This is a genomic window from Vibrio sp. J2-4, assembly GCF_021728155.1.
GTDB classification, from domain to species: Bacteria; Pseudomonadota; Gammaproteobacteria; order Enterobacterales; family Vibrionaceae; genus Vibrio; species Vibrio diabolicus.
This window is the reverse complement of the sequence record NZ_JAKKCN010000002.1, coordinates 695358-721407: the sequence shown is the minus strand read 5'-3', so window position 1 is coordinate 721407 and position 26050 is coordinate 695358. Positions and strand designations below refer to the sequence as shown.

25 protein-coding genes, 1 tRNA gene and 1 riboswitch are annotated in these 26050 nt (G+C 45.2%); of the genes, 11 read left to right on the top strand and 15 right to left on the bottom strand.

The genetic code is table 11. The features are described 5' to 3' along the window. Positions 1-25: 25 nt before the first annotated feature. Positions 26-1303 carry a DUF4010 domain-containing protein gene (locus L3V32_RS08745; RefSeq protein ID WP_065646642.1) on the bottom strand — a complete coding sequence of 426 codons (1278 nt, stop codon included), beginning with the start codon at positions 1301-1303 and terminating at the stop codon, positions 26-28. 287 nt (positions 1304-1590) lie between these two features. Between L3V32_RS08745 and L3V32_RS08740 the strand changes: the two genes are divergently transcribed. Beyond that, entirely contained in the window at positions 1591-2013 is a 423-nt protein-coding gene (locus L3V32_RS08740) for a hypothetical protein (protein ID WP_012841581.1), read from the top strand. A 114-nt stretch (positions 2014-2127) separates the two neighbouring features. Here the strand turns inward: L3V32_RS08740 and L3V32_RS08735 are convergent, their stop codons facing one another. The 11 genes from L3V32_RS08735 to moaA all read right to left on the bottom strand — a co-directional run bounded on the left by L3V32_RS08735 (position 2128) and on the right by moaA (position 12234). Next, a complete protein-coding gene (locus L3V32_RS08735; protein WP_237284123.1) occupies positions 2128-3075 on the bottom strand; it encodes a glutathione S-transferase family protein in 948 nt (315 codons plus the stop codon). Between the two features lie 167 nt (positions 3076-3242). Next, a complete protein-coding gene (gene oppF, locus L3V32_RS08730) occupies positions 3243-4256 on the bottom strand; it encodes a murein tripeptide/oligopeptide ABC transporter ATP binding protein OppF (RefSeq protein WP_006742812.1) in 1014 nt (337 codons plus the stop codon). Continuing rightward, positions 4235-5206 (bottom strand): ABC transporter ATP-binding protein, encoded by a 972-nt coding sequence (locus L3V32_RS08725; protein WP_005396641.1) that lies wholly within the window; start codon positions 5204-5206, stop codon positions 4235-4237. The genes oppF and L3V32_RS08725 overlap by 22 nt, the downstream gene beginning before the upstream one ends. A gap of 27 nt (positions 5207-5233) precedes the next feature. Next, positions 5234-6136, bottom strand: a complete 903-nt coding sequence (oppC, locus tag L3V32_RS08720; RefSeq protein WP_005396642.1) for an oligopeptide ABC transporter permease OppC — start codon at positions 6134-6136, stop codon at positions 5234-5236. 15 nt (positions 6137-6151) lie between these two features. Next, complete coding sequence (gene oppB / locus L3V32_RS08715) at positions 6152-7072, bottom strand: oligopeptide ABC transporter permease OppB (RefSeq protein WP_006742810.1); 921 nt, start codon at positions 7070-7072, stop codon at positions 6152-6154. Between the two features lie 128 nt (positions 7073-7200). Beyond that, positions 7201-8877, bottom strand: a complete 1677-nt coding sequence (locus L3V32_RS08710; protein ID WP_005396644.1) for an ABC transporter substrate-binding protein — start codon at positions 8875-8877, stop codon at positions 7201-7203. A gap of 532 nt (positions 8878-9409) precedes the next feature. After that, positions 9410-9865 (bottom strand): molybdopterin synthase catalytic subunit MoaE, encoded by a 456-nt coding sequence (gene moaE / locus L3V32_RS08705; protein ID WP_048625774.1) that lies wholly within the window; start codon positions 9863-9865, stop codon positions 9410-9412. 1 nt (position 9866) lies between these two features. Beyond that, entirely contained in the window at positions 9867-10124 is a 258-nt protein-coding gene (gene moaD / locus L3V32_RS08700) for a molybdopterin synthase sulfur carrier subunit (RefSeq protein WP_237284122.1), read from the bottom strand. Beyond that, positions 10121-10600: a cyclic pyranopterin monophosphate synthase MoaC gene (moaC, locus tag L3V32_RS08695; protein ID WP_005396647.1), complete on the bottom strand. Its 480-nt coding sequence runs from the start codon at positions 10598-10600 to the stop codon at positions 10121-10123. The genes moaD and moaC overlap by 4 nt, the downstream gene beginning before the upstream one ends. 26 nt (positions 10601-10626) lie before the next feature. Then, complete coding sequence (gene moaB / locus L3V32_RS08690) at positions 10627-11139, bottom strand: molybdenum cofactor biosynthesis protein B (protein ID WP_237284121.1); 513 nt, start codon at positions 11137-11139, stop codon at positions 10627-10629. Positions 11140-11244: 105 nt separating this feature from the next. Continuing rightward, the gene (moaA, locus tag L3V32_RS08685; protein WP_005396649.1) at positions 11245-12234 is read right to left on the bottom strand and encodes a GTP 3',8-cyclase MoaA; all 990 of its coding nucleotides are present in this window, start codon (positions 12232-12234) and stop codon (positions 11245-11247) included. Further along, positions 12223-12357: riboswitch (molybdenum cofactor riboswitch) on the bottom strand. It overlaps the preceding gene by 12 nt. Positions 12358-12532: 175 nt before the next feature. Between moaA and L3V32_RS08680 the strand changes: the two genes are divergently transcribed. Continuing rightward, positions 12533-13429, top strand: coding sequence for a YvcK family protein (locus L3V32_RS08680; protein WP_150919158.1), 897 nt, complete (start codon positions 12533-12535; stop codon positions 13427-13429). 111 nt (positions 13430-13540) lie between these two features. On the opposite strand, the gene luxU is transcribed toward L3V32_RS08680, so the two are convergent. The 3 genes from luxU to uvrB form a co-directional block, all read right to left on the bottom strand. Then, a complete protein-coding gene (gene luxU, locus L3V32_RS08675; RefSeq protein ID WP_012841577.1) occupies positions 13541-13885 on the bottom strand; it encodes a quorum-sensing phosphorelay protein LuxU in 345 nt (114 codons plus the stop codon). Then, positions 13882-15288: a quorum-sensing sigma-54 dependent transcriptional regulator LuxO gene (luxO, locus tag L3V32_RS08670; protein WP_005396653.1), complete on the bottom strand. Its 1407-nt coding sequence runs from the start codon at positions 15286-15288 to the stop codon at positions 13882-13884. The genes luxU and luxO overlap by 4 nt, the downstream gene beginning before the upstream one ends. 294 nt (positions 15289-15582) lie before the next feature. After that, a complete protein-coding gene (uvrB, locus tag L3V32_RS08665) occupies positions 15583-17613 on the bottom strand; it encodes an excinuclease ABC subunit UvrB (RefSeq protein WP_065646646.1) in 2031 nt (676 codons plus the stop codon). Positions 17614-18170: 557 nt separating this feature from the next. On the opposite strand from uvrB, the gene L3V32_RS08660 reads away from it, so the two are divergent. The 9 genes from L3V32_RS08660 to gloA all read left to right on the top strand — a co-directional run bounded on the left by L3V32_RS08660 (position 18171) and on the right by gloA (position 25955). Beyond that, a tRNA-Asn gene (locus L3V32_RS08660) sits at positions 18171-18246 on the top strand. A 328-nt stretch (positions 18247-18574) separates the two neighbouring features. Further along, positions 18575-19153: an electron transport complex subunit RsxA gene (rsxA, locus tag L3V32_RS08655; protein WP_005380762.1), complete on the top strand. Its 579-nt coding sequence runs from the start codon at positions 18575-18577 to the stop codon at positions 19151-19153. Between the two features lie 3 nt (positions 19154-19156). Further along, a complete protein-coding gene (gene rsxB / locus L3V32_RS08650) occupies positions 19157-19753 on the top strand; it encodes an electron transport complex subunit RsxB (protein WP_012841575.1) in 597 nt (198 codons plus the stop codon). A gap of 8 nt (positions 19754-19761) precedes the next feature. Continuing rightward, positions 19762-22422 (top strand): electron transport complex subunit RsxC, encoded by a 2661-nt coding sequence (rsxC, locus tag L3V32_RS08645; protein WP_237284120.1) that lies wholly within the window; start codon positions 19762-19764, stop codon positions 22420-22422. Beyond that, the gene (rsxD, locus tag L3V32_RS08640) at positions 22422-23468 is read left to right on the top strand and encodes an electron transport complex subunit RsxD (RefSeq protein WP_012841573.1); all 1047 of its coding nucleotides are present in this window, start codon (positions 22422-22424) and stop codon (positions 23466-23468) included. The genes rsxC and rsxD overlap by 1 nt, the downstream gene beginning before the upstream one ends. A 7-nt stretch (positions 23469-23475) precedes the next feature. Further along, a complete protein-coding gene (gene rsxG / locus L3V32_RS08635; RefSeq protein WP_006743364.1) occupies positions 23476-24108 on the top strand; it encodes an electron transport complex subunit RsxG in 633 nt (210 codons plus the stop codon). Beyond that, complete coding sequence (locus L3V32_RS08630; RefSeq protein ID WP_005396543.1) at positions 24108-24800, top strand: electron transport complex subunit E; 693 nt, start codon at positions 24108-24110, stop codon at positions 24798-24800. Before rsxG ends, L3V32_RS08630 begins: the two co-directional genes overlap by 1 nt. 64 nt (positions 24801-24864) lie before the next feature. After that, a complete protein-coding gene (gene nth, locus L3V32_RS08625; RefSeq protein WP_005396542.1) occupies positions 24865-25506 on the top strand; it encodes an endonuclease III in 642 nt (213 codons plus the stop codon). 32 nt (positions 25507-25538) lie between these two features. After that, on the top strand, positions 25539-25955 hold the full coding sequence (gene gloA, locus L3V32_RS08620; protein WP_005380739.1) for a lactoylglutathione lyase: 417 nt from the start codon (positions 25539-25541) through the stop codon (positions 25953-25955). The last annotated feature ends 95 nt before the right edge of the window (positions 25956-26050 follow it).

Sequence of the window (26050 nt, the reverse complement as noted above, 5' to 3'; positions counted from 1 at the left end):
TATGAGCAATAGCACTAATACGCTCTTATGAATATAGCGCCATAAATACTCCAGCCCCAACCACAACACAACCTGTCATCACGGGTGCGATTCGGCGCCAAAGCTTCTTATCCCCTATCGCGATAACCATCCCCATTTTCACAATGGTATTAACCGAAGCGGCAATCAAAATGCCTAATGCAGCAGTGGTCACGCTTAATGTTTGCGTACTTTGACGTCCGAGGGTTAACGAGATCGCATCAACGTCAGTAATCCCTGATAAAGCAGAAAGGATCAACACCCCCGCATTGCCGAACCAGTCAGACAAAGCGTGAGCGAGCAGCATAATCACCGCCAACACGAGGCCAAAGAACAGTGCCGACTGCAAAGCAAGAGGGTTCGTTTGCTTATTTGATTGCTCAATCTGCTCAACTTCACTTCTGCGCCAAATCCACCATGCAGGAATGTACAGCGCAACCATCATCGCCATCACAATTGGCCAAAGCAGTTTCACTAATTGTGGATTGATAACGGACAGTACGATAAGTAAACGAGGGAACATGGTTCCGCAGCTCAAAAGAATACCACTAGCGAGTAACGGGCTGATGCTCGCTTGCTCACGAGAAAGATGGGAAAACTGCAACGTTAATGCTGTCGAAGAGCTAAGCCCCGCAAATACAGACGTAAACAAAATACCTCGCTTCGCCCCGCCGATCTTTATCGCAAAATAACCGACAAACGAGATACTAGCGATCAACACAACCATCCACCAAATCTCATACGGGTTAAGTGCATTCCAAGGGCCGTAAGATTGATTTGGTAACAGGGGTAACATGACTATCGAGATAAGTAATAAACGCAGTGCTGCGTCTAACTCATACTCTTGCAGTTTTTGTAGCGCTTGATGTAGCTCTCTTTTGTTATCAAGCACCACCGCGGTAATGACGGCCGCTGCTGCAGCCAAAACAGCCTCACCCGACACGGTAAGGTTACCCAGAACAAACACCACCATGATACTAACCACGCCAGTGATGCTCACATCTCCGCTCTTTTTCTGCTGTATAACAAAAGCGATGCAAGTGAGGATGACTAAAGCGATAAGCGCAAAACCAATGAGTAAAGGTGTATAGATGTTGGCGAGAATGCCAACTAAACCACCGAGTAAACCGACTAAAGAAAAAGTACGAATGCCTGCTACACGACTGCCTTCTACGCTATTGCGCATCACCCAGCCACGTTGGGTGCCAACAATTGCCCCCAGTAATAGAGCAATAAGCAGATTCCAAATTAGATGCTCGCCACTGACAAACTCATTGATATCCATGCATCACCCCCGTTAAAAAGCGGTTGTTATATCATTAGTTTATTTGAATATGGGTAAGAAGCTGTGACGATGAGAGGATAATCAGAAAATGGCCCCGGCACCTGGCTTACCATTGCGTCTTATAATTTCATTATTCTTTTACCTACCACCAAAACGTAATAGAACGAAGCGATCCTCCCTGTTCAATTTATCAGCATTATTTACATTTCAACTGAACTTTCTTACTCGAGCTACGTAACGAAGATGGACTGCAATTACGCAAACTCACACATAAGTAAGGAATACATATGAACAACTCCATCAACAACTCACTGCTAAAGCTTGGTTTAGCTGCAATTCTGTTCAGTTTTTCTTCATTCAGCTTTTCAGCCCCAAGCATTAAAGGCGTTGATCAAGATATGTCCGGAGGAACGGTAACCGCAAAAATGGCTCATGCTGACGACAACGGATGGATGGTCGTCCACCGAACAGACGAATCAATGAAGCCTGGCCCTGTTATCGGCTATGCCCCACTAAAGATGGGACAGAATGAGAACGTGAATGCAATTTTGATGGAACCGGTTGAGTCTGGCGACATGCTGATGCTAATGGTCCACGGAGAAAAAGGTGGAATGAAGACTGGCGTATTTGAATATACACTAGGAGCCAAAGAAGATGGCCCTGTAAAAGTCGACGGAAAACTAGTGATGGACGTCGTACGCGCTAAGTAAGACGTACGCACACTTAAAAGTCACTCTCCTACTCCTAGTATTTAGTTGGCATAAAAGTACTTAACGACATTGCTAACCGTTAAGTACTTTTTCATTTCTGATAGAGGCAGCAAACTAGCCAATTATTTCTCTTCCATGAGGAGAGTTTAAGTCTAAATCAGGCCCTTTGGGTACGACTTGCGTCGGGTTAATACCAGTGTGGCTGAAATAATAGTGACGTTTAATATGGTAGAAATCCGTGGTTTCTTCGACGCCTTCGACTTGATACAACTCTTTTAAGTATCCTTGAATATTTTCGTAGTCTGCGATGCGCTGCTTGTTACATTTGAAGTGACCCACATATACGACATCGAAACGGATCAGAGTCGTAAACAAACGCCAATCAGCTTCAGTAATCGTATTCCCTGCTAAATAACGATGAGTCGCTAGGTGCGAATCGATTTTATCTAGCGCAGCAAATAAAGAATCGAATGCTTCTTCATATGCCTCTTGCGTGGTCGCAAAACCACAGCGATACACTCCATTATTGACGTTTGGATAAACAAAATCGTTCCACTCGTCAATAACATGCTTTAGCTGTTCTGGATAATAGTCATCGTGGTTTCCTGTTAACTCATTGAACTCCGAGTTAAACATACGAATAATTTCTGACGACTCATTCGACACGATCGTATTGGTCTTTTTATCCCAAAGCACAGGCACAGTTACACGGCCTGTGTAATCTGGTTTGGCCTGCGTATAGATTTGGTGCATACGAGTGTGACCAAATAGTGGCTCAGGAAGCCCCATTTGCCAGCCTTGGCTTAACATATCAGGGCAAACAACCGTGACATCAATATGGGGTTCTAAGCCTTTCAGCTTGCGGAAGATGAGCGTTCGGTGTGCCCAAGGACAAGCAAGAGAGACATACAAATGGTATCGATCAGACTCTGGTTTAAACTCCGCATCAGGTTCGTTTTTAATCCAGTTACGGAATCCGGCATCTTCACGCACAAATTTGCCACCATTTGATTTTGTGTCATACCAGACGTCATGCCAAACACCTTCGACCAACTTACCCATGATTGCGCTCCTCTCATTCTGTTTATGTCTATATTAGCGTTTCCTATCAAACAGAAAATCACTGAACTTAGGACATCATGTTCAAGAAATTCGAATGTATAAATCAGATGCATAAAAAAAGCGCGACCCGATGAAGGTGTCGCGCTTAAGCCCGTCACAGGCTGAATTTATACACTAACGTGCAAACAAGATACCGCGTGAACGTCGTTGCCTTGAATCGTTGGCTTCGTCTTCGCACACTCTTCGGTTGCTTGTGGGCAACGAGTGCGGAACACACAACCCGATGGTGGACTGATCGGCGAAGGAAGGTCGCCTTCCAGCATTTGGATTTTCTTACTGCGTTCAATGTTCGGGTCCGGAATCGGAACCGCTGACATCAATGCGCGTGTATATGGGTGCTTAGGATCAGCAAACAGCGCCTCCGCTTCACCAAGCTCCACTGCGTTACCTAGGTACATAACCAGTACGCGGTCAGAGATGTGTTTTACCACTGACAAGTCGTGCGCGATAAAGACCAGAGAAAGACCTAACTCTTTCTGGATTTCTTTAAGCAGGTTGACGACCTGAGCCTGAATCGAAACATCCAGTGCCGATACTGGTTCGTCACAGATGATCATCTTAGGCTTAAGGATAAGCGCACGCGCAATACCGATACGCTGACACTGACCACCCGAGAATTCGTGCGGATAACGGTTGATCACATTTGGTAGTAGACCCACTTTCGCCATCATTTCTTTAACGCGGTCTTTCACTTCCTGCTTAGACAGTTCTGGGTAGAACGTTTCAAGAGGCTCAGCAATAATGTCGCCAACCGTCATACGTGGGTTAAGAGATGCCAAAGGATCTTGGAAAATCATTTGGATTTCTTTACGCGTTTCACGACGTTGGACGTCTTTCATCTTAGTTAGATCTTGACCCAACCAAACTACTTCTCCATCCGTCGCTTCAACAAGACCGATGATGGCGCGCGCAAACGTCGATTTACCACAACCTGACTCACCTACTACACCAAGCGTTTCCCCTTCGTATAGTCGAACGTTCACCCCATCAACCGCTTTTAGGCTTGAAGGCTTTGACCAAGGCCATGCCGATTTTGACGCAATGCTGAAGTGAACTTTCAGCTCTGAAATGTCCAGAATTAGCTTTTTATCTACTGCGTTCATTTGTTCCAAGCCTCCCATTCAGAAAAACATGCGCGCTGACGGCCATCACCAAATGGAGTCAGAATTGGCGCTTCACGCTTACAACGATCCATCACTCGGTGGCAACGCTCTTGATAAGGGCAGCCCGGTGGTAGACGAAGCAAGTTTGGTGGATTACCAGGAATGGTTGGTAGAATTTCACCTTCCGTATCAAGGCGAGGAATCGCCTTCAGCAGCCCCTCTGCATAAGGGTGGCTTGGATTATAGAAGATTTCGTTTACGTTGCCGTACTCCATCGTACGACCTGCATACATCACCAGCACTTTGTCACACGAACCTGCAACAACACCAAGGTCGTGCGTGATCATGATGATCGCCGTGTTGAACTCGTCTTTAAGCTCATTAAGCAGGTCCATGATCTGTGCTTGAACCGTCACATCAAGTGCAGTTGTTGGCTCATCGGCAATAAGCAGTTTAGGGCGACATAACAACGCCATCGCGATCATTACACGCTGACGCATACCGCCTGAAAACTCATGCGGGTACATCGTGATACGCTTACGCGCTTCAGGGATTTTCACCGCTTCCAGCATGCGTACTGATTCTTCAAATGCTTCCGCTTTGCCCATACCTTTATGCAGCATAAGCACTTCCATCAACTGGTCACTTACCTTCATGTAAGGGTTCAGCGATGTCATTGGGTCTTGGAAGATCATTGCGATCTGTTCAGCGCGAACTTTGTTCAGTTCTTTTTCTGGTAAGTTTAAGATTTCTTTGCCTTCAAACTTTGCGCTACCAGAGATAATACCGTTTTTAGCCAAAAGGCCCATGATTGCGAATACGGTTTGAGATTTACCTGATCCCGACTCTCCAACGATCCCTAAGGTTTCGCCTTGGTTGAGAGAGAAGTTCAAATCGTTTACTGCGGTTACGATACCATCTTGCGTGGTGAATTCGACGCGCAGATCTTTGACATCTAATAAGCTCATCATTGCTTCCTTAATCTTATCTTTTAATTATCTGTCTTTTGGATCCAGCGCATCGCGCAGGCCGTCACCAACGTAGTTGAAGCAGAATAGCGTCACAACCATGAACACGGCTGGGAATGCCAGCTGCCAGATTGCTACTTCCATTGTCTGTGCACCTTCTTGTAGAAGAGCGCCCCAACTTGTCATTGGTTCCTGAACACCAAGACCAAGGAATGATAAGAATGACTCCGTCAGGATCATGCTCGGGATAAGCAGCGTAGAGTAAACCGCTACGATGCCCAGTACGTTCGGCACGATATGACGAGTGATAATTTTCCAGTTGCTAACACCACACACATGTGCAGCTTCGATGAACTCTTTGCTACGTAAGCTGAGTGTCTGACCACGTACGATACGCGCCATATCTAGCCATGCGATAGCACCAATCGCAACGAAGATCAGCATGATGTTACGACCGAAGAATGTTACCAGTACGATTACCAGGAACATAAACGGTACCGCGTATAAAATTTCTAGAATACGCATCATTACGCGGTCAACTTTACCGCCGATGAAACCAGATGCTGCGCCGTAGAGCGTACCAATCAGTACCGCTACAAATGCGCCCATAACACCCACCATCAACGAAATACGCCCCCCAATTAGCGTACGCACATATAAGTCACGACCTAAGCTGTCGGTACCAAACCAATGGTCAGCATTCGGTGCAACGTGCATCGCGTACCAGTCAGTATCATCAAAGGTGTGCGGTGCGATCATTGGCAGAATAATCACCGCCAACGTCATTAGAACAAGAAGGAATAAGCTCACCATTGCCGCTTTGTTGCGCATAAAACGGATACGAGCATCTTGCCAAAGACTGCGACCTTCAATCTCCAAGTTTTCGGAGAACTTCTCAATCGCTTCTAGGTTTTCTTTTTTCGTTAACATAACCAAACGTCCCTGTTAGTAGCGAATTTTCGGGTCAATCATTGCAAGTAGAATATCTACAATCGCGTTGAATAAAATGAATAGGAAACCAATCAGGATGGTTACACCCATTACTAGCGAGTAGTCACGGTTAAACGCAGCATTAACGAATAGCTTACCAATACCTGGTAGACCAAAAATGGTTTCGATAACAACAGAACCGGTGATGATACCTACGAAAGCAGGACCCATGTAAGAAACAACAGGGAGAAGTGCCGGCTTAAGAGCGTGCTTGATGATAATGTAACGGTAGCTTAGACCTTTAGCACGAGCCGTACGAATAAAGTTACTGTTTAGGGTTTCGATCATCGAACCTCGCGTAATACGAGCGAAGGTTGCAACATACAGTAGTGACATACCAATGACAGGAAGCACTAAATACTGCCAGCTACCATCTTGCCAACCGCCCGCAGGGAAGATATTCCAGTGAAGCGAGAATAGATAGATAAGCGCAGGTGCCAATACAAAAGAAGGCATTACCACGCCGAGCATCGCTGTCGACATGATGGTGTAATCAATCCAAGTATTCTGCTTGAGCGCAGCAATGGTACCGACGGTAACCCCCATAATCAGGGTAAAGATAAAGGCGATGAAGCCCACTTTAGCCGAAACCGGTAAGGCAACCGCGATCAGCTCGTTAACCGAGTAATCAAGGTATTTAAATGACGGTCCGAAATCCCCTTGGATAACATTGGTCAAATACGTGGTGTATTGTTCAAATACAGGTTTATCTAAGCCATATTTAGCTTCGATATTTGCCATTACTTCGGGTGGCAATGGACGCTCTGTCGAGAAAGGGTTTCCCGGTGCAAAGCGCATAAGAAAGAAAGATACGGTGATCAAAACCAACATTGTTGGGATCGCCTCAAATATCCTTTTTGCGATGAATTTAAGCATAAACTCACTCTTTCAGTCTGTGACAGTTAAATTAAAGAAGTCGTCCAATTCTTTTGGACTAAAGATAGGCGCTACATGCAATTTCTCACATGTAGAGCCTCATTTTTATAGTTCTATCGAGTTACGAATTACTCTGTGATGTAGAGATCTTTAGAGTAAATCTTGTCTTCCGCGTTATTGACTGGGAAGCCACCAACTTTCGGTGATAGTAGACGTGATTTCACGTACTGGTAGATAGGTGCGATTGGCATATCTTTTGCCATCAACTTCTCTGCTTCTAGGTAAAGCGCTTGACGCTCTTCGTCAGAAGTTGAAGCAAATGCTTTGTTCATGATTGCATCGTACTCTTTGCTGTCGTAGTGAATACCACCAGTAGTGTTATTACTCATCATCAGCGTTAGGAAAGATGAAGCTTCGTTGTAGTCGCCACACCAACCTGCACGAGCAACCTCAAAGTTGCCAGAATCTTTGGTAGATAGGTAAGTTTTCCACTCTTGGTTTTCTAGCGTAACGTCTAGACCAAGCGTCTTCTTCCACATTGAACCCAGTGCAACCGCAAGTTTCTTGTGGTTCTCTGACGTGTTGTATAGAAGGTTAAATTCAAGAGGGTTGTCTGCACCGTAACCCGCCTCTTCCAGTAGACGCGCCGCTTCAGCATTACGCTCTTCTTGCGTCATTTTGCCGTATGCAGGGATTTCTGGGTTGAAACCCGCCGTGATTTCAGGCGTTAGGAAATAAGCTGGCTTTTGACCTTGTGCTAGGATCGCATCAGTCACGATATTACGGTCAATCGCATAAGAAATCGCTTTACGTACGCGAACATCATCAAACGGCTTTTTCTTCGTGTTGAAGATGTAGTAGTAAGTACACAAGTTACCCGACACAGACACGTCTTCTGGATGCTCTTGCTTCAAACGCTTGAAGTGCTCTGTAGGCAGTTCATTCGTGAAGTCAATTTCACCTGCTAGGAAGCGGTTCATTTCCGCTACTTGGTTTTCGATTGGTAGGAAAGTAACTTGATCAAGCGTCGTGTTTTCGTTGTCCCAGTATTGTTCGTTACGTTTTAGAACTAAACGCTCGTTTACAACCCAGTTGTCAACAACATAAGCACCGTTACCTACAAAGTTCTCAGGCTTCGTCCATTGATCGCCGAACTTTTCAACGGTTGCTTGGTGAACAGGCTTCACTGTTGTGTGGCCCATCATCATCACAAAGTATGGTACAGCAGTGTCTAGCTCAACCACTAACGTGTGGTCGTCAACCGCTTTAACACCCAACTCACTCTTGTCTTTTTTACCCGCAACAATGTCTTTTGCGTTCTTCATCTTGGTGTATTCCATGTACCAAGCGTATGGAGAAGCGGTTGCTGGGTCGACTGCGCGTTGGAAGCTGTATACAAAATCACCTGCAGTAACAGGATCACCGTTAGACCATTTTGCGTCTTCACGTAGGTGGAAAGTGTATGTTTTGTTGTCTTCAGTTTCCCAAGATTCTGCAACACCAGGGATAGTGTTACCGTCCGCATCTTGGTTTACTAGGCCTTCAAGAAGATCGCGAATCACGTGGGATTCTGGAACACCTTGAGATTTATGAGGGTCTATTGTCGCAACTTCTGTACCGTTACCACGCACCAATTCTTGAACAGCAGCAAGTTTTGGCTCTTTAGAGTCAGATTTAGCTTCAGGGGCTGGAGCCGGAGCAGGCTCAGCAGCTTGTTTCTCTGCAGGCTTTTCGCCACAACCAGCTAAAGCGAGAGAAAGACCAGCACCAATAAATAAAGCGCGCGTGATTTTATTCTTATACATGCGTAAAACTCCAAATTTTTTCGTTAGCATCCATGACTTCTTTGTAAGGGCCTGGAACGGTCAGAGTTTTAGATTTTTTTAGTGCATTTTCTGAGCACAAAAGCCTAAAACCTTACAAAGACTGCGGCACACATTAGCAATCATTGAAGTAATTTGCCATAAAAATGTAGCAAAAAAACCAATAATCCTGACTAAACCACACATATCTAGCAGTAAACTCTAATCAAAAAGTATTCACCAGCCAAATGGAGACCAGAAGCGACATTCCACAGACAAAACTTTCGATTAATCTACATTTAAACCATTTGATAGCATCTTATGCTAGATATTTACATATTATTTAACATTTATGACAAATGAAGTCTAACAAATAATTGTTTATATATTGGGCTAAAAACTTTTATTGTGAAGAATGTCACCAGAGCGAGCACGGGTTGTGTTGAAGCCAAATGAGCAGAATTATGAAAATAAGTACAAAAAAAGCTAAGTGCCATTGACACTTAGCTTTTTTCACTAGAATGAGGAGTGGGTTCTATTTTTCCCAACGCTGTGCAGCTTGATGATCGGTGTCGCGCGACTCAATCCAACGATCTTCACTCGTCGTGCGTTCTTTCTTCCAAAATGGTGCTTTGGTTTTCAAGTAGTCCATAATGAACTCGCAAGCATCAAATGCTGCTCCGCGGTGTGCACTTGAAACACCAACAAAGACGATTTGATCACCGCTATCCATGTCACCAACGCGATGAATCACGCGTACGCCCAATAATGGCCAACGTGATTCAGCTTGATCGCAAATGTCGCTCAAGCTCTTCTCAGTCATGCCTGGGTAGTGTTCCAAGTGCAAACCAACAACATTATCGCCAAGGTTCATATCTCGAACTTTACCAATGAATGTTACGACAGCACCAGCAGCCGTACCTTCGGATAAACGTTGATATTCGTGATCAACGGAAAAGTCTTCAACTTGTACAGAGACGCGTGGGTCCATCTTAACCTCCGGTTACCGGTGGGAAAAATGCAACTTCATCCCCCGCTTTTACTTCGGTATCAAGTGGGACAATAGATTGATTAACAGCAGCAAGTAGCTTTCCTGGCTCTAAAGCCAAATCCCACTTACCATTTTTATCAGCGCCCTCTTCCACGAGATGTGCGCGAATCGCTTCAACCGTTTCAAATTGATCATCTAATTCGACACTGTCGACACCAATCAGCTCACGAGTTTGAGCAAAAAAAAGTACTTTAATCATGATTCCGCCTTGAAGTGTCCAGATTTTCCACCCGTCTTTTCTAGGAGACGAACTTGACCGATAACCATGTCTTTTTGCACCGCTTTACACATATCGTAAATCGTCAGTGCAGCAACAGAAGCCGCCGTGAGCGCTTCCATTTCTACGCCCGTTTTACCTGCAAGCTTACAAACAGATTCAATACGAACTTTGTTTTCTGACTCAATAGCCTCCAACTGAACTTCGACTTTAGAAAGCAACAGAGGATGACAAAGTGGAATCAAATCCCACGTTTTCTTTGCAGCTTGGATACCAGCAATTCGAGCCGTCGCGAACACATCACCTTTATGATGCTGCCCGGAAACAATCAGTTGCAAGGTTTCTGGGGCCATGTGAACAAATGCTTCTGCACGTGCTTCACGAACCGTTTCTGCTTTTGCAGACACGTCGACCATGTTGGCTTCGCCAGACGCGTTGATATGGGTAAATTGAGTCATTGTTTTTCCTTCGCTTTTAGGAAAGGTTATACAGATAGGTGCGGCATGAAGTTACAAGGGCGATGGCTTGCATCTAACTGCTGCTTGATGATCTTCGTCCAGCCAGTGCGGCACGCGCCAGTTGAACCAGGCATTGCGAAGATAACTGTATGGTTAGCAAAACCTGCAATTGCACGCGATTGGATCGTTGACGTACCAATTTCTTCGTAAGACACCATGCGGAATAACTCACCAAAACCTTCTACTTCTTTATCAAACAGAGGCTTCAGCGCTTCTGGCGTGCTGTCACGTGACGTGAACCCTGTACCACCAGTAATCATGATCGCTTGAACATTGTCGTCCGCAATCCACTGAGAAACAATTGCGCGAATTTTGTACATATCATCAATAACAATTTGCTTATCGACAACATTGTGACCCGCTTCTTGAGCGTGTTCAACAAGGTAGCAACCAGAGGTATCGTTTTCTTCGGTACGAGTGTCAGATACCGTTAGAACGGCAATATTTGCAGGTTGAAATTTGCTTTCAGCGTGACCCATGTGTTCACCTATTCTCTTTTAACTTTGATACGTTTGGTATCGATTCTAGAAAAGCGAGGGAAAGCTAGCCTATAAATAAGCTTTCCCTACAAAATTTGAGTTGATTTAGCCGCCGATAGACGCCAGATGTGGCGTCATACCCGTATTACCATCATGCAAGAAATGGCTCACCGACTTAGTTTGTAACTGCGCTTGGATGCGTTCAATAAGCTCGCTTTCTTGCTCATCACGTTCCAATAGATCACGTAGTTCTACACCGTGGTCTCCAAACAAACACAGATGCAGCTTCCCCATCGCAGAGACGCGTAGTCGGTTGCAGCTCTCACAAAAGTCTTTTTCATAAGGCATGATTAGACCAATTTCACCCTTGTAATCTGGATGAACAAACACTTGCGCGGGGCCGTCATTATGAGAGCGCACTTTAAGCAGCCAACCGTTCGCAATCAACTGATTACGAATTGCTACGCCGGACACATGATGCTTATTGAATAAATCATCCATCTCACCCGTTTGCATCAACTCGATGAAGCGCAGTTGGATTGGACGATCTTTTATCCAGTTGAGAAACGCTGGCAGTTCTTGATGGTTAAGATCTTTCATCAACACCACATTAACTTTGACTTGCTCATAACCAACTTCAAACGCACGCTCGATACCATTCATCACCTCAGTGAACTTATTTTCACCCGTGATTTGATGGAACATACGCGGATCAAGGCTGTCCACGCTAACGTTGATGTGAGTTAAGCCCGCTTCACGCCAGTCTGCGACTTGCTTCGCCATGCGGTAACCATTGGTCGTAGTTGCAACTTTTTGGATACCAGGCGTCGTCGCCACTGAGTGGATAATGTCGGTAAAATCTTTGCGTAAACTTGGTTCACCGCCAGTAATGCGCACTTTTGACGTGCCACAATCAGCAAACGCTTTTACGACCCGTTTGATTTCAGGAAGAGATAAAAAAGACGAGTTTTTATTGCCCGAAGGCTTATAGCCATCAGGAAGGCAATAGGTACATTTGAAATTACATACGTCGGTCACAGACAGACGCAAGTAATAGAACTTACGATGAAATTTGTCTTCGAATTGTTGCGCCACGGAACACCTTTCCAAACACGGGAGGCATGGCCATTTCCAATCATGCCCTTGTGACAGTACGCCACTGGCTCAAAACGCTTATCCTCGGACTTAGCAATAGTGAGCTCGGAGTTATGGCAACCAGAGATATGAAACCTCTGATAGCTTTGCGGTGTAAAATACTTAATATTTGTACTGGAATCCAGACTTGAGTGATAAAAAACTCTCTAGAGACACAATTTACCGCTAAGTGAGTACCTTTCAAGCACTCCTTAAGATAAATTGTAGCCGTTTTTTACAAGATTATTAGAAGAACGTAATGAATATCTACACGGATAAAAAAGTGGTCGCTGTTGGCGGTGGTCATGGCTTAGGTCGAATGTTGGCCGCACTACGGGATTTTGGCGGCAATGCAACTGGCATTGTCGCCACAACAGACAATGGTGGCTCAACAGGAAGAATTCGTCACTGCCAAGGTGGAATCGCTTGGGGTGACACACGGAACTGCATTAATCAGCTGATCACAGAACCGTCGATCAGTTCAATGATGTTTGAATATCGCTTCAAAGGTACAGGTGAGCTTGATGGTCATAACCTCGGTAACTTGATGCTTACGGCGCTCGATAACTTATCGGTCAGACCGTTAGATGCCATCAATCTGATTCGAAACATGTTAAAAGTCGACGTTAACATTCTTCCTATGTCTGAACACCCTTCCGATCTTTCCGCGTTATCCGTGGATGGAAAATGGGTCACGGGAGAAACGAATGTAGACGAGATGGACACCGATTTACGTCGTCTCGATCTATCACCAGAAGTTCCTGCAACTAAAGAAGCAGTGACTGCACTGGCAGAAGCAGACGCTATTATTCTTGGTCCTGGCAGCTTTTTAACCAGCATCATGCCTCCTTTGCTGTTGCCTGAGCTCGGCAAAGCCATTGCCGCCAATGAGAAAGCAAAAGTCATTTTCGTTGCCAACTTGAGTCCAGAGTACGGCCCAGCCGGACGAATGACCATGGCACAAAAATTAGAATGGTGTGAGCGTGCCTGCCAAGGTAGGAAGATAGACGTGGTTCTAGCAGAGGAAACCGAGCAAGAAGTCTTGAGCCAGTGGAATGTAGTGACGGAATCGTTAGCTTCGTCGAACCGAGATTGGCGTCACGACCGAGATAAACTCAAGCTCGCTATTGAAAACCAGCTAAGGCTTTCAATTTAAAAAAAGCCCTCTAAAGCTAGGGGATAGCTTCAAGTTTACTCGCTGTCAGCAATGAAAAAACCCTTCACGTACGTGAAGGGTTTTGTGTAAGAGCCTCATCAGAACAATGCATTACTGCTGCCAATCACGATAAGCGTCGCGTGTTTCGTGCAAAAGATCGAACATCGTTTTTAACTCGTCTGACTCTTCAGCTAACTCACCTGCTTTGGCTTTTTTATCTATCGACATCGCCAATTGACAAAGACGGTCTGCTCCAAAGCTCGCTGCACTGCTTTTTAACGCGTGACTGATTTCTTTGAGGTAACGCAATCTCTCTGTCCCTTGAAACTGAGATAAATTCTCTATGTAGGTATCCATCTCCCCTAAGAAAATATCGAGTAAAACAGGAACATTATCACTGCCAATCTCCATCGACAGTTCATCGATTTTTTGCTGATTTAATACATTCACACTCATACTTTTTGCCGCTCTTCCTTGCCATTCCAAGCCTGTAACTTGCGGTAAATCGTCGACGGACTGACATCAAGGTATCCCGCCGCTCGGGGGATATTGCCATCACACGCTTCAATCGCTTGCTCTATCGCCATTTTTTCTGTCATCCACAACGGCATAATCTCAGACGCAGTCATCACTTTCGGCTCAATGAATTTCGCCACAGAAGACGGACGGTCAAGCGGTTGATTCAGCGGTGGCGGTAACATATCCAACGTGATTTCTTTACCGTTGTTTAGAACAACGATATTGCGCAGCACGTTTTGTAACTGACGAACGTTGCCTGGCCACTCATAGCTATTAAATCGGTCGATTACATCAGGCGCAAAACGCACGAAGCTTTTTCCTTCTTCGTGCGACATATAGCCTAACAGTGAGTATGCAATTTCAATGACATCTTCACCTCGTTCACGTAAAGGTGGCAAATGCAAAGGAATGACATACAAACGATAGTACAAATCTTCACGGAATCGACCTTCTTGTACCTCTTTCCATGGGTCACGGTTAGTTGCACAAACAAAGCGAACATCCACGCTCTTCATTTTTGATGAGCCCACTTTTTGGAACGTGCCGGTTTGAATAAATCGTAGCAATTTGGTTTGCAAATCTAAATCCATCTCACACAATTCATCAAGGAAAAGTGTGCCACCATCCGCTAATTCCGCTGCACCCTGACGATCATTTGCTGCACCGGTAAAAGCACCTTTCACGTGACCAAACAGTTCACTCTCAATCAAATCTTTTGGAATTGCAGCACAGTTAATCGCAATAAAAGGCTTGTCACCACGCTTGCTTGCCGCATGGATTGCCTCGGCACATACCTCTTTACCCGTACCACTTTCACCAGTGATGAAGATACTCGCTTTACTGCTCGCTGCTGAATCAATCGTGCGGTAAACCTGTTGCATAGTTTGGCTGCTGCCAATAAAGCCTTGATAACTTTGATTGCCCGGGTTATCAGCCTCGTTTTTTAACTTAGTCGCTTTACGAATCGCATTGTTAACCGTGACACGTAAACGGTCTGCTTCACACGGTTTGATCAAAAAGTCTTGAGAGCCATGACGCATTGCTTCTACCGCGGTATCGATAGAACCGTGAGCGGTCATAAAAATAATAGGTACGTCTGGATGACTCTTTTTTACAGCGTGTAAAACGTCCATCCCCGTCATATCTGGCAGACGAAGATCGAGCAGAATAAGATCTGGAATTCTATGGTTGAGACTTTCAATGGCATCCCTACCTGTACCGACAATATTGATATCTATACCAAGCGGTGTCAGGTATGAGCGGTACAGTGCCGCAACAGATGCGGTATCCTCAACCATTAAAAGGTAACGAGATTTAGGACCTTCAGATTTTTGTTGCATAACCTAGCTAATATTTTGTTGTGTTTTAAACAATAATCGCATTACGCTTTGCATTTTGCAAATAACATTAGCTAAATTATGGGTAAGAGAAAGGATTCAAAAATAATATCAATTATTTAAAAAATGGCATAAACCATGCTGATAGTTTAGTGACCCCTCGGGTCACCTAGCCAACTGACGTTGTTAGTGAACGAGATGTTCACAAAACAAGCCAATAGACCCGACTGCCTATTGGCTTCTTTTTTTTGCAAGCAATCTAAAACACTTGGCTAAGCTAGATCATTAAGCTTACTTTTAACTATTTGCGATGAACTGCGCTCTTAGTTTTTCAATCTCGTCACGCTTTTGCGCCGCCAATTCAAACTCTAAATCTTGCGCGTGCTGATACATTGCCGCCTCAAGTCGACTGATTTCTTTTTCCAACTGTTGAGGAGACATGACCTCGTATGTTTGTGAAGGCTCCGCCACTTTCGACAACGGTACCTGTTTAGTATTACGCTGACGTTTAGACTTGGTAATATCGCCCAATTCCATAATATCTTTGATATTTCGTTTGAGCGCTTGCGGCGAAATGCCCATTTCTTCGTTGTACGCTTTCTGCTTCTCGCGGCGGCGGTTGGTTTCATCCATCGCCTTTTTCATGGAGTTGGTGATTCGGTCAGCATACAAGATCGCCTTACCTTCAAGATTTCGCGCAGCACGACCAATGGTCTGAATCAGTGAACGCTCGGAGCGCAAGAAGCCCTCTTTATCTGCATCCAATATTGCAACCAGCGAAACTTCAGGCATGTCCAAGCCTTCTCGTAGCAAGTTAATTCCCACCAGAACGTCAAACTCGCCAAGACGAAGGTCGCGGATGATCTCCACACGTTCTACGGTATCAATATCTGAGTGTAAGTAACGTACCCTAACATCATGTTCGTGCAAATACTCAGTGAGATCTTCGGCCATTCGTTTGGTCAATGTTGTCACTAGAACTCGCTCATCTTTAGCAGAACGGAGACGAATTTCAGACAACAAGTCGTCTACTTGGGTCGCTACTGGGCGAACTTCCAATTCTGGGTCAAGCAAGCCTGTTGGACGAACAACTTGATCCGCCACATCGCCTGAAGATTTTTCTAGTTCATAATTTCCTGGCGTCGCAGAGACAAAAATCGTCTGCGGTGCTAATGCTTCAAACTCTTCAAACTTGAGCGGACGATTATCTAACGCAGAAGGTAAGCGAAAACCAAACTCCACCAGCGTTTCTTTACGAGAGCGGTCACCTTTATACATGGCACCAATCTGCGGCACCGTCACGTGAGATTCATCGATGATCAACAAACCGTCATGAGGCAAGTAATCAAACAATGTTGGTGGCGGCTCGCCTTCCGATCGTCCGCTGAGATAGCGAGAATAGTTTTCGATACCTGAGCAAAAACCTAACTCATTCATCATCTCGATATCGAATTGAGTCCGCTGGCTAATACGCTGTTCTTCCAGTAGCTTGTTGTTGTCTAGAAGCTGTTTTTTGCGTACTTCTAATTCAACCTTAATATTTTCGATCGCTTCAAGAATGCGATCTCTTGGTGTCACGTAGTGCGTCTTAGGGTAAATAGTGTAGCGTGGTAAATCTCGCTGTTTCACCACACCAGTCAATGGATCAAAAACACTGATGCAGTCAATTTCATCATCAAACATTTCGACACGAACTGCGTCTTGGTCAGATTCCGCTGGAAAGATATCAATCACTTCGCCACGAACCCGAAACTGTCCTCGCTCAAATGCCACGTCATTTCTCGAATATTGTAGCTCTGCCAAACGTCGTAGCATGTCCCGTTGATCAATCACGTCACCACGACGTAAATGCAACATCATTTGCAAGTAAGATTCTGGGTCACCCAAACCATAGATAGCAGAAACAGACGCAACGATAATCGCGTCTTTACGTTCCAATAGTGCTTTCGTTGCGGAAAGGCGCATTTGCTCTATGTGAGCGTTAACCGATGCGTCTTTTTCAATGAAAGTATCCGTCGTCGGGACATAAGCTTCAGGCTGGTAGTAATCGTAGTAGGAAACAAAGTATTCCACCGCATTATTGGGAAAGAATGATTTCATCTCGCCATATAATTGCGCTGCGAGCGTTTTGTTTGGAGCAAGTAATATTGCAGGTCGCTGGGCTTGAGCGATAACATTCGCTAGTGTGAACGTTTTACCCGATCCCGTTACCCCCAATAGTGTTTGATGTGCCAGTCCAGCATCAAGCCCCTCAAGCAGCTGCTTGATCGCTCCCGGCTGGTCACCCGATGGCTGATAATCGGAGACCAATTCATAGACTTTACTCATACCCTTCCTCAACTTTACTGCGCTTTGGCTGTATATATACACCTTAGCCAATGAAATCTACGTCTATTGAAAATTTACCCACCATTGTTAATAAATTTTCTTGTTTGTCTAGAATGCTATAGCCATACAAAACCTACTCTGATATAGTACTTCGCCCTAGCTGAAGAGCCACACCCATTCTTCACATTGCAGTTTCCACAACTTTTCCCCAAAAATTAGCCTAAACACTCTTTATCCCCAAAAGCTAGATTTTTATCCACCTTGAATACATTTTGCTTAACATCAATAAATCTATGTTTTAATTGCATATTCTCTGCATAACTCTGATTAAAAACTCACCAAATAAACACCACGTTGCATATAAAAGATCTTTACTCAGATCTCATCAACATAGTTATCCACAAAATTAGTGGATAAGTAACCTCACCCCTTTACGGACAAGCAGTACAGAAAAGTAAAGCCCTTCCCCCAATATTTTTTGCTAAAAATGTATTTTTTTACTGTTGACAGTAGTTTGGCTACTCGGTAAGATTCGTTCCGCTTTCAAGCAAAGCAATTCCTCCTTAGCTCAGTTGGTAGAGCGACGGACTGTTAATCCGCAGGTCGCTGGTTCGAGCCCAGCAGGAGGAGCCAAATTCCAGAAAAGTCGTGTCGCAAGACACGGCTTTTTTCGTTTTGAAATCAAAAACTTCTTTCACCATCAATATCTCAAGTGACGACTTAAAATTACTCGCTAAATGTAATTCCCGCCTTCTGAGCAAAAGATTCTTTGAGGAAAGGCAGCACCAGCGTCTTTGTAAAATCCATTCAGCAAACTGTTCAATTTCTTATTGATTCATCAAAATACCTCACATAGACGACTATTTTTCCATCGTGTATGTAAAACCACATCGTTCACTGGTTGTTATTGGTGTCACAAAACACGATAATATCAAGATCGGATTTTAAGAACGTAATAACTATGACCGAATATGTTTTGTTGTTGGTCGGCACTGTGCTGGTGAACAACTTTGTACTGGTGAAGTTTTTGGGCCTATGTCCTTTTATGGGTGTGTCCAAAAAACTGGAAACAGCAATAGGTATGGGCTTAGCGACAACTTTTGTGCTAACGCTCGCGTCAGTGTGTGCGTATTTAGTGGAAAGCTACATTCTTCGTCCACTGGGTATTGAGTACCTTCGAACCATGAGTTTTATTTTGGTGATAGCCGTTGTGGTGCAGTTCACCGAAATGGTTGTGCACAAAACAAGTCCAACACTTTATCGCTTGCTTGGTATTTTCTTACCGCTGATCACTACAAACTGCGCGGTATTAGGCGTCGCGCTTCTTAATATTAATGAGAACCATAACTTTATCGAATCGATTATCTACGGCTTCGGCGCCGCTGTTGGTTTCTCATTGGTGTTGATACTTTTTGCATCCATGCGTGAGCGCATAGCTGCCGCCGACGTACCAGTGCCTTTTAAAGGTGCATCGATTGCAATGATTACAGCGGGTTTAATGTCACTAGCCTTTATGGGCTTTACAGGTTTGGTGAAGTAAACAATGAGTACGATTTTAATTGCGATCATCGCGTTAGCGGTTCTTGCTGCGATTTTCGGCGCGATACTTGGTTTTGCTTCTATTCGCTTCAAAGTCGAGGCAGACCCAATTGTGGATCAAATCGACGCAATCTTACCTCAAACTCAATGCGGTCAATGTGGCTATCCTGGTTGCCGCCCTTATGCTGAAGCGATTGCAAATGGCGACCACATCAACAAATGTCCACCTGGCGGTCAGGCAACAATCGAAAAGCTCGCCGACTTAATGGGTGTTGAGCCAGAAGAATCTGCGCACGATCTCGACAACAAAATTCCAACCGTTGCGTTTATCCATGAAGATATGTGCATTGGCTGTACTAAGTGTATTCAAGCGTGTCCAGTGGATGCAATTGTAGGCGGTACAAAAGCGGTCCATACCGTAATTAAAGACGAATGTACGGGGTGTGACTTATGTGTTGCACCATGTCCAACTGATTGTATTGAAATGATTCCTGTGGCAACCACCACGGAAAGCTGGAAGTGGCAACTTAACTCCATTCCAGTACTCAACATTACGGATGCTGCCGACGATGCAGCGAACGTGAAAGATTCAATTAAGTAAGGTTTCGCATGTTGTCTTTGATTGAACAAATTCGTACAGGCTCGCTTTGGGATTTCCCTGGTGGTGTGCATCCGGCAGAAAACAAAAAGCAGTCCAACAAAACTGAGCTCGTTCACGCGGCTATCCCATCAGAAATTGTATTACCGCTAAAACAGCACATTGGTAAGGCTGGTAACTTATTGGTTGCCGAAGGTGACCACGTATTAAAAGGTCAGCCATTAACGCAATCCGAAACTGGTTTTACCGTTCCAGTGCATGCTCCTACATCGGGTACGATCACCGCAATTGAGCCTAGAACCGTTGCTCACCCTTCAGGTCTGAGTGAACTCTGTGCGGTCATTACACCTGATGGTAACGATACATGGTGTGACAGAAAACCCGTCGCGGATTACAAACAAGAAACACCTGACGCACTGATCGATATTATTCGTCTCGCAGGCATTTCAGGTATGGGTGGCGCAGGTTTCCCTACCGCAAAAAAAATCCAATCAGGTTTTGCTCGCACAGAGATTCTTATCGTCAACGCAGCTGAGTGTGAGCCATACATCACATCAGATGACAAGCTCATGCAAGAGCATGCCGAAGAGCTCATCCAAGGTATCGAGATTGTCGAACATATCCTGACACCAAAGCTCACGATTATTGGTATTGAAGATAACAAACCAGAGGCAATCAAAGCGTTAGAAGCTGCGGCTCTAAACAAAGATATCGTCATTCGCGTTATCCCGACTAAATACCCTTCTGGTGGTGAAAAACAGCTGATCAAAATTTTGACCAATAAAGAAGTACCAAGCGGCGCAATCCCAGCCGATATTGGTATTTTGGTTCAAAATGTCGGTTCTCTTTACTCAATCAAACGCGCAATCATCGATGGTGAACCGATGATAAAACGCGTGGTGACTCTCACCGGTAAAACATTCAAACAACCACGCAATGTTTGGGCATTATTAGGTACACCAGTACAGGCGTTATTGGATGAGTTTGGCTATAAAGCCGATAAGAAGTTACAACGTTTAATCATGGGTGGACCAATGATGGGCTTCACCCTTCCCCACTCTCAAGTGCCGATTACCAAGACAGCAAACTGTATCCTTGCTCCGACTCGTCGTGAGATCTCTCCGCACCAACATGAGATGGAATGTATTCGCTGTAGCCAATGTGCTGAAGCTTGCCCTGCTTCACTGCTACCTCAGCAACTGCAATGGCATGCAAAAGCTGAAGAGTATGACAAACTCGAAGAACTAAACTTAAAGGATTGTATCGAGTGCGGTGCTTGTGCGTTTGTGTGTCCAAGTGAAATTCCTCTCGTACAGTATTACCGCCAAGCAAAAGCGGAAATTCGCACCAGAACACAAGAAGCGGAAGCTGCGGAGCGAGCGAAGCTGCGTTTTGAAGAGAAGAAAGCGCGTATGGAACGCGAAAAAGCAGAACGTGAAAATCGCTTTAAGAAAGCAGCCGATCAGCGCCGTAAAGACATGAAATCTTCTGGTGGTGATGATGCGATTGCAGCAGCGATCGCACGAGTGAAAGCTCAGAAGACAGAAACAACAGAAAAAGCAGAGCCAGCCGTTAAACCTGCCGTCGCTGCAGCCATTGCCAAAGCGAAGGCAAAACAGGCCGCAGCCGCTAAAGCAGGCTCTAGTGAACCTGATAACTCAGAAATGGCAAAACTGCGCGAAGAACGCAAACGTCTAGCCCGCGAACGTAAAGCACAAAAAGAGCAAGGCGAAACGCCAGACAACAACGCTGATGATAAGAAATCGGCAGTTGCAGCAGCCATCGCCCGAGCTAAAGCGAAAAAAGCTCAACAAGAAGAACCAACCGAAACGTTAGAAGCTCAAGCATCTGCTGAGAAAACCGACGATCCGAAGAAAGCCGCCGTTGCAGCTGCCATTGCGCGTGCTAAGGCTCGTAAAGCGAAACAAGCAGACTCAACTGAAACTGAAGAAGTTGAAGCACCTGCTGAACAAGCTGAAGATCCGAAAAAAGTCGCGGTTGCTGCTGCCATTGCGCGTAAAGCGAAACAAGCAGACTCAACTGAAACCGAAGAAGCTGAAACGCCTACTGAGCCAACCGACGATCCGAAGAAGGCAACCGTTGCTGCTGCCATTGCACGCGCTAAGGCTCGTAAAGCGAAACAAGCAGACTCAGCAGACTCAGCAGACTCAGCAGACTCAGCAGACTCAGCAGAGACGGTAGAAGCTGAAGCGCCTGCTGAGCAAGCTGAAGATCCGAAAAAAGCCGCCGTGGCCGCTGCCATTGCACGCGCTAAGGCGCGTAAAGCGAAACAAGCAGATTCAACTGAAACGGAAGAAGCTGAAACGCCTGCTGAACAAACTGAAGATCCGAAGAAAGCCGCGGTTGCTGCTGCCATTGCGCGTGCCAAAGCGCGTAAAGCTAAGCAAGAAGAACCAGCCGAAACGGTAGAAGCTGAAGCGCCTGATGAACAAACTGAAGATCCGAAGAAAGCCGCGGTTGCTGCTGCCATTGCGCGTGCCAAAGCGCGTAAAGCTAAGCAAGAAGAACCAGCCGAAACGGTAGAAGCTGAAACGCCTGCTGAACAAACTGAAGATCCGAAAAAAGCGGCTGTCGCTGCTGCTATTGCGCGCGCGAAGGCTCGCAAAGCGCAGCAAGAAGCTAATAAAAATAATACTGAGGAGAACGAGTAGTGTCGTTTTTTATTGCCAGTTCACCGCATACCCACAGCCGTCGTAGTACACCTGACTTAATGAAATGGGTGGCACTTTGTGCTCTCCCAGGTTTAGCGGCTCAGACCTACTTCTTTGGGTGGGGAACGCTTATTCAGCTGATTTTTGCCATCGCAGTCGCTGTATCACTTGAAGCCTTAGTTATGGTCTTCCGTAAACGTTCGCCGATGCGAGCACTACGTGATAACAGTGCGATCGTTACCGCTTGGTTATTAGCCGTTGCTATTCCACCATGGTCTCCGTGGTGGATTATGGTGATCGGACTTATTTTCGCGATCGTAATTGCTAAACACCTATATGGTGGCCTTGGTCAAAACTTATTCAATCCTGCCATGGTCGCTTATGTGGTCTTGTTAATCTCATTCCCAGTGCAAATGACGAGTTGGAGTGCCCCGACGTCACTCATACCTGATCACGTAAATTTTGCAGATACACTCTCTTTAATTTTTACGGGCTATGATTACGACGGCTTATCGCTTCAGCAAGTTCGAACAGGGGTTGACGGTGTGACAATGGCGACGCCACTTGATGCATTTAAGACCGGCATTCATACAGGTGCAACCCCAAGCGAAGTACTGTCGCAGCCAATATTCGATGGATTAGCTGGCATTGGTTGGCAATGGGTAAATCTTGCCTACTTACTTGGTGGTTTAGTGATGATCAAAAAACGTATCATCCAATGGTATATCCCCGTAGGCTTCCTAGCGAGCCTGACGCTATTTAGCCTCGTGTTCAGCTTGCTGACCCCAGGGGAAACTGCGTCGCCAATCTTCCACTTGTTATCAGGTGCAACCATGCTTGGCGCATTCTTTATTGCAACCGATCCCGTGTCGGCGTCTACCACCGTTAAAGGACGTTTGATCTTTGGCGCGCTTATTGGTGCTTTGGTCTTTATCATTCGCAGTTGGGGCGGCTTCCCTGATGGTGTTGCATTCGCAGTGTTACTTGCAAATATGTGTGTGCCACTGATCGATTACTACACCAAACCTAGAACTTACGGTCACTGAGGTAAACATGTTAACCGCTATTAGAAAAAATGGTCTGACACTTGCGATCTTTGCCTGTGCAACAACCGGATTAGTCGCCTTTACTCAGTACCTAACAAAAGACCAAATCAAGATACAAGAACAACAACAATTGCTTTCTGTTTTGAATCAAGTCATTCCAGAAAACATGCATGACAACGCACTCACGCAAGCCTGCACTATGGTCACGTCACCAGAACTGGGGACATTGCGTGCGATGCCAGCCTACCTCGCCACAAAGAATGGTGAACCGACAGCAATCGCAATAGAATCCATCGCGCCAGATGGCTACAATGGTGAGATAAAAGTTATTACTGGGATTGACAATCAGGGCAATATTTTGGGGACACGCGTCTTAAGCCATCAAGAAACCCCTGGCCTGGGCGACAAAATTGATCTTCGTGTCACCGACTGGATCCTGAGCTTTACGGGCAAACAAGTCACGGAAAGTAACTGGAACTCATGGAAAGTTCGTAAAGATGGTGGTGATTTCGATCAATTTACTGGTGCAACGATCACGCCTAGAGCCGTCGTAAAAGTGGTGCGAAATACCGTTAACTACGTAAACCAATCTCGTGAAGACATTCTTAGCCAGCCTTTGGGCTGTGAAGGAGAGCAGTAATGAGTGAAAATAAATTGCTGATGAAAAACGGTATGTGGAGCAATAACCCTGCTCTCGTACAGCTGCTGGGTCTGTGTCCACTACTAGCGGTTTCTTCCACGATAACCAATGCCTTAGGTCTTGGTATTGCAACCTTATTAGTGCTGGTCGGCTCCAACGTCACGGTTTCTCTTATTCGTAATTACGTACCAAAAGAGATCCGCATTCCTGTGTTCGTGATGATCATTGCCTCTCTCGTTACCTGTGTTCAGTTATTGATGAATGCCTATGCGTATGGTTTATACCTATCTCTTGGTATCTTTATTCCTCTGATTGTAACCAACTGCATCATTATTGGTCGAGCTGAAGCATATGCTTCAAAAAATGATGTTGCGCCTGCAGCATTAGACGGTTTATGGATGGGGCTTGGTATGACAAGCGTTTTGGTCGTGCTAGGTGCCATGCGTGAGTTAATTGGTAATGGCACACTATTCGACGGGGCAGATCTGCTATTAGGAGACTGGGCATCCGCTCTCCGCATTCAAGTTTTCCAATTTGACAACAGCTTTCTGCTAGCGCTTCTTCCACCCGGTGCATTTATCGGTGTTGGTCTGTTGATAGCGCTAAAAAATGTCATCGATAATTCAGTCCAGGCACGTCAACCAAAAGAAGAAAAACCAACCATAGAACGTGCTCGCGTCACCAACGCATAACAAAATAAGGCTCTGTCATAGGAGCCTTTTTCATAAACCGCAGAGACGGTATTGGAAGTCAGCAATGAACAAAATAAAAAGAATCGAAATTCTTGAGCGATTACGAGAAAACAATCCGAATCCTCAAACTGAGCTTAACTGGAGCTCCCCTTTTGAACTGCTAATCGCGGTATTACTATCAGCGCAAGCAACCGATGTAAGTGTCAATAAAGCCACCGACAAGCTTTTCCCTGTCGCTAATACACCGAAAAGTATTCTCGATTTGGGAGTTGATGGCTTAAAAGAATACATAAAGACCATCGGTTTATTTAACTCAAAAGCAGAAAACACTATCAAGACTTGTAAGATCTTGTTGGAAAAACACAATGGTGAAGTTCCTGAAGATCGTGCAGCGTTAGAAGCGCTACCAGGCGTAGGTCGCAAGACCGCAAACGTCGTGCTCAACACCGCTTTTGGTTGGCCAACCATTGCCGTCGATACGCACATTTATCGCGTGTCGAATCGTACTAAGTTTGCAATGGGCAAAACGGTTGATGATGTCGAGCAAAAGCTATTAAAAGTTGTGCCAAAAGAGTTCAAACTAGATGTGCACCACTGGCTCATTCTTCATGGCCGCTACACGTGCTTGGCGAGAAAGCCTCGCTGCGGTAGCTGCATTATTGAAGATTTGTGCGAATATAAAGAGAAAGTATATCCAGATAGCTAACGCTATTTGAAAATCAAAGCTAGGAGCAAAAAATGTCAAATGGTCGAATTCTCCACACTATGCTTCGCGTAGGTGATCTAGACAAATCCATCAAGTTTTACACTGAAGTTATGGGCATGCAGTTGCTTCGTACGAACGAGAATAAAGAGTACGAATACACACTGGCGTTTCTTGGCTACGGTGACGAATCCCAAGGTGCTGTGATCGAGCTAACTTACAACTGGGGTAAAACTGAATATGACCTAGGTACTGCTTTTGGTCATATCGCCATTGGTGTTGATGATATCTACACAACTTGCGACGCTATCAAAGCGGCGGGCGGTAATGTGACGCGTGAACCAGGTCCAGTAAAAGGCGGAAGCACGCACATTGCATTCGTAAAAGACCCAGATGGTTATATGATTGAGCTTATCCAAAACAAGCAAGCTTCAGCAGGTCTTGAAGGCTAAGTAGCACTTCTGATAATTACTTGTGCTGCAAGTTGAACATCGATTACAGGCAGGTCTGCGATCTGCCTGTCCTTTTATAAACAAAACCCTTTACT

What these genes read in the sequence shown, in the direction of transcription:
- L3V32_RS08745 (WP_065646642.1), bottom strand. Translation starts at nt 1,303, where the DNA reads ATGGATATCAATGAGTTTGTCAGTGGCGAGCATCTAATTTGGAATCTG.
- L3V32_RS08740 (WP_012841581.1), top strand. Translation starts at nt 1,591, where the DNA reads ATGAACAACTCCATCAACAACTCACTGCTAAAGCTTGGTTTAGCTGCA.
- L3V32_RS08735 (WP_237284123.1), bottom strand. Translation starts at nt 3,075, where the DNA reads ATGGGTAAGTTGGTCGAAGGTGTTTGGCATGACGTCTGGTATGACACA.
- oppF (WP_006742812.1), bottom strand. Translation starts at nt 4,256, where the DNA reads ATGGGAGGCTTGGAACAAATGAACGCAGTAGATAAAAAGCTAATTCTG.
- L3V32_RS08725 (WP_005396641.1), bottom strand. Translation starts at nt 5,206, where the DNA reads ATGAGCTTATTAGATGTCAAAGATCTGCGCGTCGAATTCACCACGCAA.
- oppC (WP_005396642.1), bottom strand. Translation starts at nt 6,136, where the DNA reads ATGTTAACGAAAAAAGAAAACCTAGAAGCGATTGAGAAGTTCTCCGAA.
- oppB (WP_006742810.1), bottom strand. Translation starts at nt 7,072, where the DNA reads ATGCTTAAATTCATCGCAAAAAGGATATTTGAGGCGATCCCAACAATG.
- L3V32_RS08710 (WP_005396644.1), bottom strand. Translation starts at nt 8,877, where the DNA reads ATGTATAAGAATAAAATCACGCGCGCTTTATTTATTGGTGCTGGTCTT.
- moaE (WP_048625774.1), bottom strand. Translation starts at nt 9,865, where the DNA reads ATGGACCCACGCGTCTCTGTACAAGTTGAAGACTTTTCCGTTGATCAC.
- moaD (WP_237284122.1), bottom strand. Translation starts at nt 10,124, where the DNA reads ATGATTAAAGTACTTTTTTTTGCTCAAACTCGTGAGCTGATTGGTGTC.
- moaC (WP_005396647.1), bottom strand. Translation starts at nt 10,600, where the DNA reads ATGACTCAATTTACCCATATCAACGCGTCTGGCGAAGCCAACATGGTC.
- moaB (WP_237284121.1), bottom strand. Translation starts at nt 11,139, where the DNA reads ATGGGTCACGCTGAAAGCAAATTTCAACCTGCAAATATTGCCGTTCTA.
- L3V32_RS08680 (WP_150919158.1), top strand. Translation starts at nt 12,533, where the DNA reads ATGAATATCTACACGGATAAAAAAGTGGTCGCTGTTGGCGGTGGTCAT.
- luxU (WP_012841577.1), bottom strand. Translation starts at nt 13,885, where the DNA reads ATGAGTGTGAATGTATTAAATCAGCAAAAAATCGATGAACTGTCGATG.
- luxO (WP_005396653.1), bottom strand. Translation starts at nt 15,288, where the DNA reads ATGCAACAAAAATCTGAAGGTCCTAAATCTCGTTACCTTTTAATGGTT.
- uvrB (WP_065646646.1), bottom strand. Translation starts at nt 17,613, where the DNA reads ATGAGTAAAGTCTATGAATTGGTCTCCGATTATCAGCCATCGGGTGAC.
- rsxA (WP_005380762.1), top strand. Translation starts at nt 18,575, where the DNA reads ATGACCGAATATGTTTTGTTGTTGGTCGGCACTGTGCTGGTGAACAAC.
- rsxB (WP_012841575.1), top strand. Translation starts at nt 19,157, where the DNA reads ATGAGTACGATTTTAATTGCGATCATCGCGTTAGCGGTTCTTGCTGCG.
- rsxC (WP_237284120.1), top strand. Translation starts at nt 19,762, where the DNA reads ATGTTGTCTTTGATTGAACAAATTCGTACAGGCTCGCTTTGGGATTTC.
- rsxG (WP_006743364.1), top strand. Translation starts at nt 23,476, where the DNA reads ATGTTAACCGCTATTAGAAAAAATGGTCTGACACTTGCGATCTTTGCC.
- L3V32_RS08630 (WP_005396543.1), top strand. Translation starts at nt 24,108, where the DNA reads ATGAGTGAAAATAAATTGCTGATGAAAAACGGTATGTGGAGCAATAAC.
- nth (WP_005396542.1), top strand. Translation starts at nt 24,865, where the DNA reads ATGAACAAAATAAAAAGAATCGAAATTCTTGAGCGATTACGAGAAAAC.
- gloA (WP_005380739.1), top strand. Translation starts at nt 25,539, where the DNA reads ATGTCAAATGGTCGAATTCTCCACACTATGCTTCGCGTAGGTGATCTA.